Genomic DNA, 17,281 nt, shown 5'->3' with positions numbered 1-17,281 from the left:
AGATGAGCGATCTCCGCAGTCTCCACGACGACATCGCGGCCGCCGTTCCGGGTCCGGCCACCCTCGCGGCGTTCGACCTGGACGGCACGTTGATCAGCGGGTATTCCGCGAGTGTCGTCTACCGGGACCGCCTGCGGCGCTTCGACATCAGCGTCGCCGAGCTTCTCCGCACCACGAATGCCGCGGTGGAGACCCGATTCCGGGGCGCCGATGTCGGCAACCTGATGCGCATCGGCGTGCAGAGCCTGGCCGGGCGCATGGAGGACGAGATGCAGGAGTGGGGGCAGCGGCTGTTCCGGCAGGAGATCGCGAGGATGATCTTCTCGGAGGTCCGCGGCCTGCTCGCCGCGCACCGGCACGCCGGCCACCGGGTGGTGATGGCCACGTCCGCCACCCCGTATCAGGCACTGTCGGTGGCCGCCGACCTCGACATCGAACCCGAGGACGTGCTGTGCACCCGGCCCGCGGTCCTGGACGGGATGCTCACCGGAAAGCTCGAATCGGCACCACTGTGGGGACCGGCCAAGGCCGAGGCACTGCGCGAGTACGCTGACAAGCACGACGCCGATCTGGGCGACAGCTTCGCGTACTCGAATGGCGCGGAGGATGTTCCGATGCTGAAGTCGGTGGGACATCCCGTGGCGCTGAACCCCGACCGCAAGCTGGCGGCCACCGCGCGGCAGAACGGGTGGCCGTCAGTGAATCTGCGACCTCCCGAGAGCGGCGCCGACCCGATGTCCATCGCCCGCACCACCACCGCGATCGGCGCGCTGATGGGCGCCGCGGCGTTCGGCGTCTCCGCGGGCCTGCTCACCCAGAACCGGCAGACCGGCGCCAACCTGGTCGGCAGCTTCGGACCGGATCTCGCGCTCGCGATCTGCGGCATCAACGTGCGCATCAAGGGCAGGGAGAACGCGTGGTCGGCGAGGCCCGCGGTCTTCATGTTCAACCACCAGAGTTCGCTCGACATGCTGGTGATCGGCAGCGTCATCCGCCGCGACGTCACCGGCGTCGCGAAGAAGGAGGCCGCGCGCGACCCCCGGTTCATTCCCGTGGGTGCCCTCCTCGACGTCGCCTACATCGACCGGTCGGACAGCACCAAGGCGCGGGCGGCCCTCCGCCCGGCCGTGGACAAACTGCAGTCCGGCATTTCCATCGCGATCGCCCCCGAGGGCACCCGATCACCGACCCCGCGTCTCGGCAAGTTCAAGAAGGGCGGATTCCACCTGGCCATGCAGGCGGGGGTGCCGATCGTGCCGATCGTCATCCACAACGCCGGCGAACGGATGTGGCGGAACTCGCTCGTCGCGCACCCCGGCACCGTCGACGTCGACGTCCTCGCGCCCGTGCCGACCGACGGCTGGGACCTCGCGGACCTCGACCGGCACGTCGACGAGGTGCGCACGCTGTTCGAGGACTGCCTGCACGGCGGGCACCGCTGAAAAATTCTTCGAAGAAAGTTCTCGAAGGATGTCGAGAACGCCGGTTGGGCTCCGTCCTGTACGTGAAGCGCCAGAATGGGCGCACCACACGACGAGGAGCAAGACGATGCCGAAGTTCATGTTGCTGCAGCACTACCAGGGCGGCGCGGGATGCGACGTGCCCATGACCGAGTGGACGCCGGAGGAGGTGCAGACGCACATCCGGTTCCAGCAGGACCTCAACGCGGAGCTGGTCGCGAACGGCGAACTCGTCGACGCGCAGGGGCTCGCCGGGCCGGACGTCGCGAAGCGTGTCACGTTCGACGGCAAGGGCGCTCCGGTGGTGACCGACGGACCGTTTCCCGAATCGAAGGAACTGCTCGCCGGGTACCGCATGATCGACGTCGAATCCGAGGCGCGGGCGCTGGAGATCGCCGCGCGGACGTCGGCGGCCCCAGGTCCGGGTGGGGCGCCGATCCAGCAGCCGATCGACGTCCGGCAGGTGATGGGCGCACCCGACGTCGATCTGTGAAGACCGACTACGCAACCTTGAACCTGCTGCGCGAACTGGCGCCGCAGGTCCTCGGTGCGCTCGTGCGGCGGTCCGGTGATTTCGAGGCTTCCGAGGACGCGGTGCAGGAAGCCTTGCTTGCCGCGGCCCAGCACTGGCCGCAGGAGGGGCTACCGGACAATCCGCGAGGATGGCTGATCCAGACCGCCACCCGCAAGATGACCGATCAGATCCGCAGCGAGATCGCCCGCCGCGCGCGGGAGGAGGTGGTTGCCCGGCAGGTCCGTGCCACGGACGTGCCGGATCGGGACGACACCCTGCTCTTACTGTTCCTGTGCTGCCATCCTGCTCTCACACCGGCCCCGGCCATCGCGTTGACGCTGCGCGCGGTCGGGGGTCTCACCACCGCCGAGATCGCCAATGCGTTCCTGGTTCCGGAAGCGACGATGGCACAACGGATCAGTCGCGGAAAGCAACGCATCACGTCGTCCGGGATACCGCTGCGCCGGCCGACGGGTGACGAGTGGACGGAACGCCTGCGGTCCGTGCTGCATGTGCTCTACCTGATCTTCAACGAGGGGTACGCCAGCAGCATCGGCGATCATCTGCACCGCACCGAACTGTCCGCCGAGGCGATCCGGCTCACGCGGGCGGTATACGCGATGCTGCCGGAAGACGGCGAAGTGGGCGGGCTGCTGGCGCTGATGCTGCTGACCGATGCCCGTCGCCCCGCCCGCACGGGTCCGCACGGCGAGCTGATCCCGCTGGCGGAGCAGGATCGCACGCTGTGGGACCGGGAGCTGATCGACGAGGGCCAGCAGATCGTGATGGATGCCGTCGCCCACGGCTCGGTTGGGGCCTACCAACTGCAGGCCGGAATCGCGGCGGTGCACGACGACGCGGATCGGGTCGAGGACACCGACTGGGCGCAGATCCTCGCGCTGTACGGTCTACTCGAGCGCATGTCGGACAATCCGATGGTGACGCTGAACCGCGCGGTGGCCGCGGCGATGGTGCACGGACCGGCCACGGGACTGACGATGCTGGGGACCCTCGACGAGACCCTGGCCGGGCACTATCGGCTCGACGCCGTCCGCGCCCACCTGTTCGAGATGGCCGGCGACACCGAATCGGCCGTCGCGCACTACCGATCCGCGGCGAACCGCACCACCAGCGTGCCGGAGCAGCAGTACCTCGCGGCGCAAGTGGCCAGGCTCAGCGCTGAACGCTGAACCGGGCTCTGCGGCGACCTCACATCAGGTCGGCGAAGATCAGGTTCCCGCCTTCACACTGCCGGTGAAGAAGAACGGCGCCGTGGTGCCGAAGCAGAACACGGTCACGTTGGATCCCTTGGCGAAATCACCGATTGGTCCCACACCGGCTTTGAGTCCGAAGTTCGAATCCAGCCCGAAGCAGTTCCAGCTTTCCCCGCTCGGTACGTTGATGACGATCCCACCAGTGACGCCCGTGCTGAGCGTGGGGGATGCTGTCGCCGTTCCTGCGCCGACGAACATCACCGGGGCGATGACGGCCGAGGCGATTGCGGTGCGGAGTGCGATCTTGTTCATTCTGCTCACCTTCGATTCTCAGAGTCCCCGACCGACAATTTCGGAGAGGCCCGACCTACTACGCATATCGCTCCGACCCCCTCGAAAAGTTTCACAACCTGCGTAGTCGACTACGCGCGACGGGTCGCGGGCCGTGCGGGAGAGTCGACGTACACCGGTGGAGCGTCGACGGGAGCGGGACGATGAGCGAGACCAAGAGCGCCGAACCTCTGGACCGAATAGCTGTGCGGCGCCACCAATTTCGGCTCAGCATGCTCGTCGCCACGATGGCCGTCGTCGGCACCCTGATCGGTTCGGTGTCCGGAGGGGCGTTCACGCTGCTGAACACGTCGAATCAGGTGGAGGCTACGGTGAACCAGTCCTCGAACGAGTTCCTGCGAACGCAGCGGCAGCAGATCTACACGGAGTTCCTCACCGCGGCCAACGAAGTGTGCACCACCGCGAGTTCCGTGTCGGTGGCGTTCGACAACTTCGACGGCCCCGACCTCTCGGGCGTGATGCTCGAAATCCTCGGGCCACTACCGCGGCAAAATCTCGTGCTCGGCTCGAAGTTCGCGGCGGTGGAGTTGATCGGATCCGAGGCGGTAGTGGAATCGGCACGGCGAATGGTGGTCGAGTATCTGGCCGGCGCCGAGACGATCGGCTGGCTGAGCAACGACTTCGCGGCAGATGATGTCGTGTCGGCGGACGCCCTGTCCACCCGCCAGCAGCAGTTCGCCGACCACTTCCAGTCCGGGAAGAGCGCCCAGGAAGACTTCCTCGCCGCAGTGCGGGGCGAACTCGGCATCCCCGGGCACGGTGACCGGCCGTAACCGGACCGAATCGACTCGCCAGGGCTCCGCTCGGTGGGCACGATGGGGACATGTCCGCGACCGGTCCCGTATCCACACAGCAGGCGCTCGAGCCTTCGCTGCTCCCCCGCATCTGGGCGCTCCTGCGCCCCTACCGCGGATGGCTGGCACTCGTCGCGGCCGCGATCGTCGTCTCGTCGCTGCTCGGCATCGTGAATCCCTTCCTCACGAAAGCCGTGTTCGACCGCGCACTGTTCCCCACCGACGGCAGCGGCGTGCATCTGACGCTGCTGCTGTGGCTGGTGGTGGCCATGATCGTGGTGACGCTGGCGGGTTCGGTGATCGGCGTCGGCCAGAGTTACCTCACCACCAAGGTCGGCAACCTGTCGATGGCGGATCTCCGGGAACGCCTGTTCGCCCATCTCGAGAAGATGGAACTGGCCTTCTTCACCTCCACAAAGACCGGCTCGATCCAGTCACGTCTGGCCAACGACGTCGGAGGCGTCCGGTCCGTCCTCACGTCCACGGCGTCGAGCATCCTCTCGAACGTCGTCACCGTCACGGCGTCGCTCGTCGCGATGCTGCTGCTGTCGTGGCAGTTGACGCTGCTCGCGGTCGCGTTGCTCCCCGGTTTCGTCTACCTGCAGCGGCGGGTCGGCGCCCGGCGGCGGGTGCTGGCGCGCAAGACGCAGGAGTCGTTGTCGGACATGACCGCGATCACCGAGGAAGCACTGAGCGTGTCGGGTGTGCTGCTGACGAAGGTGTTCAACCAGGCCGACACCGAACTCGACCGGTATCGGACCGAGAACGCCCGGCAGACGGAACTTCAGGTGCGCCAAGCCATGACGGGGCAGGGCTTCTTCGCCGTCGTGAGCTCGTTCATGGCGATCACGCCCGCCCTCGTCTACCTGCTGGCCGGGTATCTCGTCAGCGGCGGGTCCGCGGCGCTCTCGGCGGGCACGCTCGTCGCGTTCTCGACGCTGCAGGCCAGGTTGCTGCAGCCGTTGGTCTCGCTGATGCGGGTCACCCTCGACGTCCAGACGTCGATGGCGTTGTTCCGCCGCATCTTCGAGTACCTCGACCTGCAACCCGCGATCATGAACCGGCCGGACGCGGTCGAACTGCCCGCGGACTCCCCCGGTCGGGTGGCACTGGACGACGTGTATTTCGCGTACCCCGCGCCCGTGCGGCTGGCCACCGCGGATCCCGACCCGGTGGCTCTGCGCAGCCTGGGCCGCGGCGGTGGGGGCGGCGGCATGCGTGGCGTCACGACCGTCGCGTCTCGGTTCCCGGCCGCGGCGATACCCGACACCGCACCGGCGGAACGTCGCAGCAGGCGCTGGGCGGTCGCAGGCACGTCACTGGAGATCGAACCCGGTCAGCTCGCCGCGTTCGTCGGACCGTCCGGCGCAGGCAAGACCACGCTCTGCTACCTCGTGCCGCGCCTCTACGAGGTGGACAGCGGCGCCGTCCTCGTCGACGGCCACGACGTGCGCGACCTGACCATGAGTTCACTCGCCGACGCGGTCGGGATGGTCACCCAGGACCCGTACCTGTTCCACGCCTCGATCGCCGACAACCTTCGGTACGCCAAACCGGACGCGGCGGATACCGAATTGCAGGCGGCCGCCGCAGCCGCCAACATCCACGACCGCATCCTCGGATTCGACGACGGCTACGGCACCCTGGTCGGGGAACGAGGATTCCGCCTCTCCGGCGGCGAGAAGCAGCGCCTGGCCATCGCCCGGGTGCTGCTGAAGAATCCTCGCGTACTGATCCTCGACGAGGCGACGTCCGCACTCGACACGGTCTCAGAGCGACTCGTCCAGCGCGCCCTCGCAGAGGTGATGCGCGGACGCACCACCCTCGCGATCGCCCACCGGCTGTCCACGATCCAGCACGCCGACGTGATCTTCGTGATCGACGAAGGAACCTTGATCGAACGCGGCACGCACACCGAACTCATTGCGCGGCAAGGGTTGTACGCACGCCTCCACGCCGAACAGTTCGGCGCCGGGCAGGTCGAGTGCCGGTGCACCGACGGCGTCCGATTCACCGACGGCACCGTGCTCCGCGCCGGCGAGGCGTAGCCGCTACAGGAACTTGCTGAACTGGTCGTTCGCCCGCTGCATCACGAAGTCGTACGGCGGCGAGAACTTGCGGGCCCACCAGTAGCCGAACCGGATGTCCGGCGACGTGTACACCAGGTACCGGTCCTTCTTGACGCCGGCGATGATGCAGGACGCCACCTTTTCGGGCGTGACGGCCCGCTTCTCGAAGCGGTGGATCGCCTTCCGGATGCGCGGATCGTCACGGTCGACGCCCGCGATCTCGACGGTGCCGACGAGCGGTGTCTTCACCGCGCCGGGAACCACGAGGCTCACGCCGATGCCGTGCCGTTTGAGGTCGAACCGCAGGACCTCGGAGACTCCGCGGAGCCCGAATTTGCTTGCGCTGTACGCCGCATGCCACGGAAGTGCCAGGAGCCCGGCGGCCGAAGAGACGTTGACCAGGTGTCCGCCGCGTCCCGCCCGCACCATCGGAGGCACGAAACTCTCGATGATGTGGATCGGACCCATCAGATTGACGTCCACCATGGACTTCCAGTGACGGTGTTCGAGATTTTCGACCGTCCCCCACGCGGAGATGCCGGCGACATTCATCACGACGTCGAGGCTGCCGAACTGTTCGTGGACGTCGGCGGCGAATGCGGTAACCGCGTCGTAGTCGGACACGTCGAGCGCACGCGAGAAACTCACGGTGCCCCCACCGCTGCCGACCTGCTCGACCGTCTGCGCCAGGCCGACTTCGTTGATGTCGGTGAGGAACAGTTCGGCGCCCTCCGCCGCGGCGGCCAGGGCGGTTGCCTGCCCGATTCCGCTACCTGCACCCGTGATCAGGCACTTCTTGCCGTCCAGCGTCTTGATCGCCATAGCCGTGTGCGCCCCCGTCGTCACCGATCCGTGTCGGCTGGAAGTCTACGCACGCAATCTGATTGCGCGCACGCAACTGCGGCGGCGCAATTGCCCGGAAGCGACGCGAACCGGCCCGCGGCGGGCCGGTTCGTGACGGTTCACAACCGCTGGGTCATTTCTTCCTGATAAGTACGAATCGTCCTCTCGATCCCATTGGCGTCGTCGTCGTTTCCTCGGTGCCGGGCGTCGTCGGCGCGCTCGCGCAGAACTCGAATCGCCTTCCGAAGCTCGGCGTCACTCATTCTGTGTTCCATATCACAATCATCCCTGACGGCTTCGGTTTTGACCAGACTCGGAGGTCTGCCGCGGCTGCAGAACCCCACCTGATCTGGACTATCGTCCAGATTGCCGAGGTGGGGCCGCCAGTCATTCGCGGCGGCCGAGAGCTGGATCGACGGCGCGCGGCCCGCCGCCCGTGCAGAAGGCACCGGTTCACAGTAGTGTTCACCAAGCCCCGCGGGCCGCGAGCGACCTCTGGTCGTTGCGATGCGCAACGCAACACTTCGGCCCTGAACAGGGGCGATGGACACTCCCGCCTCACGGCGCACACCCCTGCGACGGTGCCAGCAAACTCTCAGTGATTGAAACGGCAACCACGCGGCCACACCCTCGACCGCGGATGCCGACGCGAGCACATCCCGGCCCGCACCGACGCCGCCCTTGAACTTTCAACGGTAGAACGTGCGTGACGAGCACAGAGAGCGCCCGAAAAGCCGACGATTCCCGAGCGGGCGGCGCGCGATGATTGAAACATATATGAGATAAACCTCGCTCGAACGAACGGGGTTTTGCCTCTATGTCCGTGAGTTATCAATCGGTTATCATCGTGGTACGGTGTCGTTCACACGACTGACGCGCGCACGAGAGAGGACCCGGCGGCTCACAATGGCAGATTTTGCTGCGCGGTTGAACAAGCTTTTCGACACGGTCCACCCTCCGGGACGTAAACCGCATACCAACGCCGAGGTCGCGGCGGCGCTGATCGAGGACGGGCATCAGATCTCGAAGCCCTACATCTCCCAGCTCCGATCGGGACAACGCACCAATCCCTCCGACGAGACGGTCGCGGCATTCGCCCGCTTCTTCAAGGTGAAGCCCGACTACTTCTTCAACGACATCTACGCCGCGAAGATCGACCACGATCTCGAGCTTCTCTCGCAACTCCAGGGATACGGACTCCGCAAGCTCTCCAGCCGCGCGTTCGACCTCTCCGAAGAATCGCAGAATCTGCTCACGACGATGGCCGAGAAACTCCGCGCCAGCGAGGGGTTGCCGGAGGTTCCGCCGGACGCGTCCCGCTGACGACGAAAGCCGTTGGGCGGCAACGAGTTCGCGGGAGATCGCTTCGGAGATCTATGTAGGACTCACGGACGCGGGCCCGACGACACCGCCGGATTGCCCTGCCCGGCGTGCCTCGGTGGCGCATGATGGAGCAATGGTTGACAGACCGCAGCTCGGTCCCACGATCTTCGTCCTCTTCGGTGCCACCGGAGACCTGTCCAAACGCATGGTCCTCCCCGCCTTCTTCCAGCTCGCCCTGTCGGGGCTTCTGAACTCCGAGTGGATGCTGATCGGCACCGGGCGCGGCAACGTCTCCGACGATCAGTTCCGCGACCACGTGCACGACGTCGTGAACGAGTTCGGAGTGCCGCACGACGACGCCGACTGGGAACCGTTCGCCCGGCGGCTGAGATTCGCCGGCGGCGGGTTCACTCCCGACAACCCGGGAACACTCCCCACGGCCGTGCAGCAGGCGCGGCAGGACCTCGGCGCGGCCGATGCACAGTTGGTGCACTACCTGGCGCTGCCGCCGAGCACGTTCGCCGAGACCACCCGTGCGCTCGGCGCTCACGATCTGGCCCGCGGCGCACGCGTCGTGTACGAGAAGCCGTTCGGGACTTCCCAGGAGGCGTTCACCGAACTCGACGAAGCCGTGCACCACGTCCTCGACGAGAAGCAGATCTATCGGATCGACCACTTCCTCGGCAAGGAGAGCACCCAGAACCTGCACATCCTGCGCTTCGCCAACGGGATGATCGAGGGCGTCTGGAACCGGGAGCACGTCGAGCAGATACAGATCGACGTGCCCGAGACACTCGACATCGACGACCGCGCCCGGTTCTACGACGCCACCGGCGCCGTCCTGGACATGCTGGTGACGCACCTGTTCCAGGTCGCCGCCGAGATCGCGATGGAACCGCCGGAGACGTTGGGCGCCGACGATCTCCAATCGGCCCGGGAATCCGTGATCGGGACGTTCCGTCCCCTCGATACCGCCGACGTGGTGCTCGGCCAGTACGAGGGGTACCGCGACGTCGACGGTGTCGCGGACGATTCCACGACGGAGACGTTCGTCGCCGCCCGGTTGTGGGTCGACACGGACCGCTGGCGGGGAGTGCCGTTCCTCCTCCGCACCGGAAAGATGCTGGGCGTCAGCAAGCAGCGGGTCAGCCTGGTCTTCCGCAGTCCGCAGGGCCCGCTCACCGACATTCCACCGGACGGCGCAGTCCTGACCTTCGATCTGAAGGGCGACGGCGAGATCGACATCGCCATGGTCGTCAAGGAACCCGGCCCCGACGACAGCCTGTCGGTGGGCCACCTGGGGCTGCCCCTCGACACGGTGCCGCTCGGCCACGCCCTCGCACCCTATTCGCGGCTCATCCTCGACGTCCTGCACGGCGACCGGTCGCTGTTCACGCGCCCCGACGGCCTGGCCCACGTCTGGACCGTCGCCGACGCGCTCCTGCGTGACCCTCCCCCGGCCAAGCCGTACCCCGCCGGATCCATGGGACCGCCCGAGGCCGAGGACCTCGCCGCGCCCTGCGGGTGGCTCGTCACCGGTTCTCCGGACTGACCGGCGTCACGGGCCGCTCCGGCTACTCCGCGGTCGAATCCGCGGTGTCCGCCCGCGCGGGAGCCGGGGCCGACGTGCCGAACTCGGTGTACGCATCCGCGAGTTCGAGGACCCATCGGCGCGGCGACATGCCCTGAGGCGGCGCGATCCATTCGGTGTCGAGGACGTCCGAGGCGACCGGGTCGTGGATCCAGCGCGCGAGAATCTCGGCGCGCTCGGCCGTCGATTCCGGAAGTTGCTGTTCGTCCGCGTCGAGCATGCCGGCACCCGCCTGCAGGTACAGCGCGTCCATGACATGGGCGACGGCGTCGGAGGCGCGCAGAACGGTCGTGCTGCCCTTGCCGTCGCCCTCGACCACTTCGGGGAACCGGGTGACGAGCACCGAATGCAGAGTGTCCATGCGGCGCAGGTCCTGCCGTGCGCGCAGCCAGGTTTCGACGAGCACCCAGACGGTGCCGACCGACACGATCACGGCCGCGACGGTGTACGCAGGCGAGGAGCCGACGAACCACATCTGCCCCGACAGCTCACGCACCAGTCCCACGACCGCTGCCACGAGGACCGTCGCGGATCCGACGACGATCAGCGAGATTCCCCGGCCGAGCGCGGTCCACGCGACGTGCCTGCCGCCGGTCACGACCACCGCGGTCAGCGCGATCACGATGAACACGAGCGCGGGAACGGGAACTCCACCGGCAAGCCCGATTCCGAGCACGAGGGCGACGGTGTAGACGATCACGGCAACCGCACGTAGCGCCGCACGCGGGAGTATCGGCCACACGGAGACCGCGCCGACCGCGCTCGCGGCGGCGAACAGCGTCCATGCCAGTTCGAGGACGATCTCCGACAGGCCGGCCGTCGGGGCCAGGGTGTCGAGGCGACCGGCGACGTCCGGAACGGCCAGCGTCGACGCGATTGCCGCGCTGGACACGGCCACTACCATCGCCACCCGCAGCGGCGTCGGCTGACGCGCGGCGACCCGGCCGATCCGGGCACCCGCCGCCGTCCACACGACCAGCGCAATCAGCCAGCCCATCAGCCGATCGCCTCGTCGTACCGGAGCACGGACACGGGAGTACCGCGCCCCTGCATCGTCTTCAAGCGGATGAGCAGCATCGACGCGAACGTCTCGGCCTCCCACTCCGCCACCTCGTCGGACGGCTGTTCGTCTCCCCGCCGCCTCGACCGCTGGCTGAGCATGTAGGCGATCAGATCGTCGCCGGCCTCGAGGGTCGCGGCCACGATCTCTGCGCCCTCGTGCCGAAACACGATGTGACCCAACTCGTGCGCGAGCGTGCGGTCGAGGTCCGGCAGGCCCGGCGCCAGCACGATCACGTCCCGGTCCGGGTAGGCACGCCGCTGGCCGCAGACCCCGGGTGCCATCGGCTTCGTGAAATCGAGTTCGATGGAACGCTGCCGTTCACGGGCCACCGCGTCCACCACGTGCCGGAGCGTCACCGCCTCGGCTCTGGCCGCCGCGTCACACACCGCGTCCACAGCCGCCGCCACCCGACGATGAGATCTGTTCGCCCCCACGACTACACCCCTCCATTCGAAGCGGGCGGGAAGAATTCCGCCCGAGCGGCCGCGATGCGCGCCTGTTGTGCGCGAGCACCCTGGAATGTCAGCGCACCCGCTCCGCCGGCGCAGCACAGCAGCACGCCGACCCCACCGAGAACGGTGATCGCGGGCAACGGCTCACTGTGGACCACCGGCACCATTCCCGGCGGCGCGGCATCCGGATCGCCCTGGGCAGGCGCCTGCGCGCCGGGCGCCCGAGCGTCGCTGCCGGGGGTCTCCCCCGCGGGCCGGTCCTGGGGCGCGGAATCCGTGGAACCGCTCGCACCCGGGCCTGCCGCGGCGCCGGGACCGAACCCTCCTGCCGAGGCTCCCCCGGAAGCCGGGGGTGCGGCAGGACTCTCGGGGCCCGGCGCGGCAGCAGAGTCGGAACCTACGTCTCCGGAACCCACGTCACCGGAATCGTCGCCTCCGGACGTGTCCGGACGCAGGACCTTCGGTTCGGCCGGGGGCGGCAACTGGATCGGACCGGGCGGCGCGACCACGACTCGGGACGTCGAAGGGGTCGACGTTTCCGTGGGTTCGACGGTCTCGGACGGTTCCGTGGTCCCGGACGGCTCCCCGGTCTCGGACGGCTTGGTGGGCTCGGCCGTCTCGGATGGCTTGGTGGGCTCGGCCGTCTCGCTGGGTTCCTGTGTCTCGCTGGGCTCTCCGCCACCGCATCCGCGCCGGCTCTCGCACGGTGGATGGGGATGATCGGGCTTGCCGCCGCCGGGAGACCCGGTGGAACCGCCTTCGCAGCGACCGCCGTCGCATTCGTGGTACTGGGGGCCCGCGACGGCGTCGGACGGGAACGCCGACACAGTGATCCAGGCGAGCCCGGACAAGAAGGCCACAGCCAACCCGACCACGGTCAGCCTTCGCAAGACACGACGCGCGCTCACCATGCACCCCCCTCGTATTCACGACACGACACCACGTTCACGGCGACATCGCCGCTGTCATGGTAACGAGCGAATCGAGCGGAGGTGCTGGTGGTGCCGGTGTCGGGGAACCGGCACCACCAGCGGTGCCCGAGCCAGGTGGGACTCGAGCAGCTTCGGTGAACCCCTACGGGCTCGGCGTTACCGCCTGGAGGTGCTGATCGGTCAGGGTCTTCGCGACGCCGTCACGCCGGCGGGAGTTCACAGAACGTTCACCAGCAACATCGTCGCGGTGATGGTCGCGACCACTGTCGCCGGCTCGAGAAACTTCGAGATCTTGCGCATTGCCTGCATGTATTTCCACCCCGTGCGATCGACCCCTTGATGACCTACGGACAGTACACAGCATTCAGTTACCTTTTGGCAAATTTGGACCGGAATGCCAGGAACCCCGAACCCCCGACGACGGCACTCACCTGGGCCGGAACGCAGAAGAGGCACTCTCTCCGGATGGAGTGAGTGCCTCTTCTGTGGTGGAGCTGAGGGGAATCGAACCCCTGACCTCTTCGATGCGAACGAAGCGCGCTACCAACTGCGCCACAGCCCCGCGCGGATCCTGCGATCCGCTCGGCAAACTCTAGCAGGCAACCCGCGGAGGGAGCGAATCGCCTGCACCGACGTGGCTTTCGGCCCGGATCCGAGGACTACTCACCGGCAGCCCGGCGCATCGTCGCCTGCTGCATCGGCTCGTCGTCGAAGTGCTCGAGATGATCGAATTCGGGATCCTCGTCGTCCACCTCGAGGACGACGGCGCCCGGACGACGCAACCGGGCAGGGATGAGCCGGAGTTCGTCGTCGCTCCGGGACTCGACACCCAGCCGCGAGCGATTGAGACGCGCGGTCCGCCGCCGACGGATCTCCTGCTCGATCTGGACCTGCCGGCGCAGGTACGCCATGTAGGCGACGAGACCGGCCACGCCGGCCGCGAACGCCCACCACATCAGCGGAGAGATGATCAGGCCGAGCGCCGCCGACATGATCGTCGCGAATACCAGCCCGAGAAGCGATCGCTGCCGAAACCCGTAGCGTGCCTCGCGCGCGATCGCGTCGGCCTCGGGATCGAAGCCGCCGCGTCCCCGGCGTACCGGCACGTACTCGCCGACCGGGGCCCGCTCACCGTCGAAATCGTCTTCCTCTGCGTGAGTGTCCACAAGGTCCTCCGCGTCGTAGCCGTAGTGGTCCGGTTCCGGTTGCCAGTACGGGTCGCTGCGGTGCCCTGCCGCGGGTCCACGCTGCACGGGACGTTCGTCGCCGCGGTGCAGCACGCGCGTCGCGAGTGCTGCGTCACTGGTTTGCCGAATTCGGGGGCGGTTGTTCACCAGCATTGGGACCAGGACGAAGAGCCACACGACGACGAGCCCGATCCAGAGAAACGAGTTCGGCATTCGGCGACCTCCTCCCAATCGTCTACCAGCATGGATACCGCTGTTGACCCATCCAGGCTAACCGCATGAACACGCACATCTTCGCAGACGCGCCGATCTCACCATACTCAGGTGTCACATGCGTAACGCGAAAATGTGGTGCTCGGCATGCCCCGGACAGACGAAGGAAACGATCGGGCAAAGACTCACCGAAAGCGGAGACCCGGTCGGGGAGCTTTGATACCGTGAAATAACTGCCACGTAGCTGGACGTTTGTCCATGTCCGATTCGGCGGACATATTCGGGTGGATTCACCCGGTCACGCCCAGACGGCGCCGGCGGTCACGCCCAGGTGGCTTTGCCACTCCGCACGAGCGAATCCGCGACGGTGCCGGGCACGTCCTCGACGGTCATGCCGACCAGAATGTGGTCGCGCCACTGCCCGTCGACGTCCAGATAACGCGCGAGCAGACCTTCCTCACGGAAGCCGACGTTGCGGAGCACCGCCTGGCTCGCCAGGTTCTCCGGACGCACAGTGGCCTCCACGCGGTGCAGACCCACTGGGCCGAAGGCGTGATCGAGTCCCAGCGCGAGCGCACCGGTGGCCACGCCGAGCCCATTGACGTCGCTGGCCACCCAGTATCCGATCCACGCGGACCGCAGCGCACCCCGCACCACGTTGCCGATCGTGATCTGGCCACAGAAATTGCCGTCGAGTTCGATGGCCATCGGCAGCATCCGGCCCTTCCGCGCCTCCGAACGCAGACTGCTGCACAGTCCGGGCCATCCCGAAATATGATGGCGCGCTTCCCAGGGCGCCTCCCCCGTCGGCTCCCACGGTTCGAGGTGCGCGCGGTCGCGGGTGCGCAGACGGCTCCACGCGGAGGCGTCACGCAGCCTGATGGCGCGCACGGTGACGACGCCACCCTTCACCCGCAGGGGCCCGAGATGCGGCGGCCAACCGGGATGCTGTGTCATCTCGTCTCACGCCGATGCTGTGTCATCTCGTCTCGCACTGTGTCATCAGCCACGCTGCGCCAGGAATGCCACGTCCACCTGGTCACCCGTCCGCACCTCGGTGATCTCGGGTTCGATGAGGACGAGGCAGTTGGCCTCCGCCAGCGTGGCGAGCAGGTGCGAGGACGCGCCCGGCGCCCCGCCGAGAGCTTGGACGAGGTATTCCCCCGTGGCCTCGTCGCGCATGAGCTGACCACGGAGAAAACCCTTGCGGTTCTCGATCGACGTGATGGGTGCGACGGTGCGGGCGGTGACGACGCGGCGCATCGGCTGCCTGCGACCCAGTGCGATGCGGATCAGCGGGCGCACCATCACCTCGAACACGACCAGGGCGCTCACCGGATTGGACGGGAGGAGGAACGTCGGAACCTCGTCCCGGCCGAGCTGGCCGAATCCCTGGACCGATCCCGGATGCATCGCGACCCGGTCGACCTCGAGGTTGCCGAGATCGGCGAGCGCGTCCCGCACGTCCTCGGATGCGCCGCCGCCGACCGCACCCGCGATGACGACGATCTCGGACCGGATCAGCTGACCCTCCACCACCTCACGCAGACGGCGCGCGTCGGCGTTCGCGATACCGACCCGGTTGACGTCGGCGCCGGCGTCGCGGGCGGCGGCGGCCAGCGCGTAGGAGTTGACGTCGTAGACCTGACCGGGTCCCGGGGTGCGGTCGACGTCGACGAGTTCGCCACCTACCGAGATGACGGACAGCCGGGGACGAGGATGGACGAGCACCTTGTCGCGACCCACCGCGGCCAGCAACCCGACCTGAGCGGCGCCGATGATGGTGCCTGCCCGGACGGCGACGTCGCCGGGCTGCACGTCGTCGCCTGCGCGGCGCACGTAGTCGCCGGAGCGCACCGGTTTGTAGATCTTGACGCGGGCCCGGCCGCCGTCGGTGCGGTCGAGCGGGAGGACGGCGTCGGCGAGCGTCGGCAGCGGAGCGCCCGTGTCGACCTTGACGGCCTGACGGGGCTGCAGCCGGATCGGCTGCCGTGAACCGGCCGTGACCTCGCCGACCACGGGAAGGGACAGTTCCACGGGCGCACCCTCGTCGTCCCGGATGTCGGTTCCGGCAGCCTGGACGTCGACGCTACGGACGGCGTAACCGTCGATGGCGGCCTGGTCGAACCCGGGAAGCGGCCGCTCGGTGACCACTTCTTCGGCACACAGCAGCCCCTGGGCTTCGGAGATCGCCACACGGACCGGCCGCGGCGCCACCGCGGCCGCGGTCACGATCGTCTGTTGCTCCTCGACCGACCGCAAGTTCTTGCCTCCCGAGCTTCTAGGATTCCGTCCGCTTCAATCGGTCGATCAGCCATTCGCGCAACGACGGGCCGTACTCTTCCATGTCCAACGCAAAGTCAACCGCAGCACGGAGGTAGCCGCCGGGATTTCCGAGATCGTGTCTCGTGCCTCGGTGCACGACGACGTGAACGGGGTGGCCTTCCTTGATGAGGAGGGCGATGGCGTCGGTGAGCTGGAGCTCGCCGCCGGCGCCGGGTTCGATCCGCCGCAGCGCGTCGAAGATCGCCCGGTCGAGGAGGTAGCGACCGGCGGCCGCGAACGTGGACGGCGCGTCCTCGATGGCCGGCTTCTCGACCATGCCGGTGACCTTGAGGACGTCCGGGTTCGTGGCGTCGGGCACCGTTTCGACCTCGAAGACGCCGTACGCGCTCACCTGGTCCTTGGGGACGTCGATGGCGCAGAGGACGGTGCCGCCGCGCTTGCGGCGGACCCGGGACATCGTCTCGAGCACACCGCGCGGCATCACCAGGTCGTCCGGGAGGAGCACGGCAATGGCGTCCTCGTCGTCGTCGAGGACCGACTCCGCGCAGCCGACCGCGTGGCCGAGGCCGAGGGGCTGGTCCTGGACGACGGACTCCACCTCGAGCAGGCCGGGAGCCTTGCGCACCTTTTCGAGCAGGTGGTACTTGCCGCTGGCCTCGAGCTTGCTCTCGAGGACGAGGTCCTCGACGAAGTGGGCGACCACTCCGTCCTTACCGGGCGACGTGACGATCACGAGCCGGCCGGCACCCGAATCGGCGGCTTCTCCGGCCACGAGTTCGATACCTGGGGTATCCACGACCGGGAGCAGCTCTTTCGGCACGGTCTTCGTCGCGGGGAGGAATCGCGTCCCCATTCCCGCTGCGGGCACGACAGCCGTGCGAAAGGCAGTGGCGGTGTGCGGGGCGGCGTCTGTCATGCCCACACCTTAACTGTGCGGACCTACCAGTCAGTCACCAAGATCCTGTCAGCTACCTCCCGGAACCCGTCGG

At 67.7% G+C, this 17,281-nt stretch carries 17 protein-coding genes and 1 tRNA gene; 7 read left to right on the top strand and 11 right to left on the bottom strand.

Annotation, left to right across the window (positions count from 1 at the left end):
• Window positions 1–2: 2 nt before the first annotated feature.
• The 3 genes from I1A62_RS38520 to I1A62_RS38510 all read left to right on the top strand — a co-directional run bounded on the left by I1A62_RS38520 (window position 3) and on the right by I1A62_RS38510 (window position 3,164).
• Window positions 3–1,442 (top strand): HAD-IB family hydrolase, encoded by a 1,440-nt coding sequence (locus tag I1A62_RS38520; protein WP_219457527.1) that lies wholly within the window; start codon window positions 3–5, stop codon window positions 1,440–1,442.
• 106 nt (window positions 1,443–1,548) lie between these two features.
• Window positions 1,549–1,953, top strand: coding sequence for a YciI family protein (locus I1A62_RS38515; protein WP_124389249.1), 405 nt, complete (start codon window positions 1,549–1,551; stop codon window positions 1,951–1,953).
• A complete protein-coding gene (locus I1A62_RS38510; RefSeq protein ID WP_219457524.1) occupies window positions 1,950–3,164 on the top strand; it encodes an RNA polymerase sigma factor in 1,215 nt (404 codons plus the stop codon). The genes I1A62_RS38515 and I1A62_RS38510 overlap by 4 nt, the downstream gene beginning before the upstream one ends.
• 39 nt (window positions 3,165–3,203) lie before the next feature.
• On the opposite strand, the gene I1A62_RS38505 is transcribed toward I1A62_RS38510, so the two are convergent.
• The gene (locus tag I1A62_RS38505) at window positions 3,204–3,500 is read right to left on the bottom strand and encodes a hypothetical protein (RefSeq protein ID WP_219457522.1); all 297 of its coding nucleotides are present in this window, start codon (window positions 3,498–3,500) and stop codon (window positions 3,204–3,206) included.
• Window positions 3,501–3,682: 182 nt separating this feature from the next.
• Between I1A62_RS38505 and I1A62_RS38500 the strand changes: the two genes are divergently transcribed.
• Window positions 3,683–4,312: a hypothetical protein gene (locus tag I1A62_RS38500; protein WP_219457520.1), complete on the top strand. Its 630-nt coding sequence runs from the start codon at window positions 3,683–3,685 to the stop codon at window positions 4,310–4,312.
• A 50-nt stretch (window positions 4,313–4,362) separates the two neighbouring features.
• Window positions 4,363–6,381 (top strand): ABC transporter ATP-binding protein, encoded by a 2,019-nt coding sequence (locus I1A62_RS38495; protein WP_219457518.1) that lies wholly within the window; start codon window positions 4,363–4,365, stop codon window positions 6,379–6,381.
• 3 nt (window positions 6,382–6,384) lie between these two features.
• Here the strand turns inward: I1A62_RS38495 and I1A62_RS38490 are convergent, their stop codons facing one another.
• Window positions 6,385–7,224 (bottom strand): SDR family oxidoreductase, encoded by an 840-nt coding sequence (locus I1A62_RS38490; protein WP_124389244.1) that lies wholly within the window; start codon window positions 7,222–7,224, stop codon window positions 6,385–6,387.
• A gap of 140 nt (window positions 7,225–7,364) precedes the next feature.
• Entirely contained in the window at window positions 7,365–7,694 is a 330-nt protein-coding gene (locus tag I1A62_RS38485; RefSeq protein ID WP_124389243.1) for a hypothetical protein, read from the bottom strand.
• Between the two features lie 457 nt (window positions 7,695–8,151).
• Here I1A62_RS38485 and I1A62_RS38480 point away from each other — a divergent pair, with 457 nt between their 5' ends.
• Both I1A62_RS38480 and I1A62_RS38475 read left to right on the top strand, forming a co-directional pair.
• Complete coding sequence (locus tag I1A62_RS38480; protein WP_087559989.1) at window positions 8,152–8,568, top strand: helix-turn-helix domain-containing protein; 417 nt, start codon at window positions 8,152–8,154, stop codon at window positions 8,566–8,568.
• A 133-nt stretch (window positions 8,569–8,701) separates the two neighbouring features.
• Window positions 8,702–10,120: a glucose-6-phosphate dehydrogenase (NADP(+)) gene (locus I1A62_RS38475; RefSeq protein WP_219457517.1), complete on the top strand. Its 1,419-nt coding sequence runs from the start codon at window positions 8,702–8,704 to the stop codon at window positions 10,118–10,120.
• 22 nt (window positions 10,121–10,142) lie between these two features.
• Here the strand turns inward: I1A62_RS38475 and I1A62_RS38470 are convergent, their stop codons facing one another.
• The 8 genes from I1A62_RS38470 to I1A62_RS38435 form a co-directional block, all read right to left on the bottom strand.
• Window positions 10,143–11,156, bottom strand: coding sequence for a hypothetical protein (locus I1A62_RS38470; RefSeq protein ID WP_219457515.1), 1,014 nt, complete (start codon window positions 11,154–11,156; stop codon window positions 10,143–10,145).
• The gene (locus I1A62_RS38465; protein ID WP_087559986.1) at window positions 11,156–11,656 is read right to left on the bottom strand and encodes an ImmA/IrrE family metallo-endopeptidase; all 501 of its coding nucleotides are present in this window, start codon (window positions 11,654–11,656) and stop codon (window positions 11,156–11,158) included. Before I1A62_RS38465 ends, I1A62_RS38470 begins: the two co-directional genes overlap by 1 nt.
• Before the next feature lie 2 nt (window positions 11,657–11,658).
• Complete coding sequence (locus I1A62_RS38460; protein WP_257890992.1) at window positions 11,659–12,534, bottom strand: cell surface protein; 876 nt, start codon at window positions 12,532–12,534, stop codon at window positions 11,659–11,661.
• 558 nt (window positions 12,535–13,092) lie between these two features.
• A tRNA-Ala gene (locus I1A62_RS38455) sits at window positions 13,093–13,168 on the bottom strand.
• 97 nt (window positions 13,169–13,265) lie between these two features.
• Entirely contained in the window at window positions 13,266–14,006 is a 741-nt protein-coding gene (gene glpR / locus I1A62_RS38450) for a gephyrin-like molybdotransferase receptor GlpR (protein WP_095861226.1), read from the bottom strand.
• A gap of 321 nt (window positions 14,007–14,327) precedes the next feature.
• Complete coding sequence (locus I1A62_RS38445; RefSeq protein WP_124389239.1) at window positions 14,328–14,963, bottom strand: GNAT family N-acetyltransferase; 636 nt, start codon at window positions 14,961–14,963, stop codon at window positions 14,328–14,330.
• Between the two features lie 45 nt (window positions 14,964–15,008).
• On the bottom strand, window positions 15,009–16,268 hold the full coding sequence (gene glp / locus I1A62_RS38440) for a gephyrin-like molybdotransferase Glp (RefSeq protein ID WP_015889440.1): 1,260 nt from the start codon (window positions 16,266–16,268) through the stop codon (window positions 15,009–15,011).
• Between the two features lie 19 nt (window positions 16,269–16,287).
• Window positions 16,288–17,208 carry a UTP--glucose-1-phosphate uridylyltransferase gene (locus I1A62_RS38435; protein WP_124389238.1) on the bottom strand — a complete coding sequence of 307 codons (921 nt, stop codon included), beginning with the start codon at window positions 17,206–17,208 and terminating at the stop codon, window positions 16,288–16,290.
• Window positions 17,209–17,281: the final 73 nt, after the last annotated feature.

Origin of the sequence: Rhodococcus sp. USK10, from assembly GCF_019378875.1 — a bacterium.
In the GTDB taxonomy this organism is placed as follows: domain Bacteria; phylum Actinomycetota; class Actinomycetes; order Mycobacteriales; family Mycobacteriaceae; genus Rhodococcus_F; species Rhodococcus_F pseudokoreensis.
This window is presented reverse-complemented; position numbering and strand designations above follow the sequence as displayed.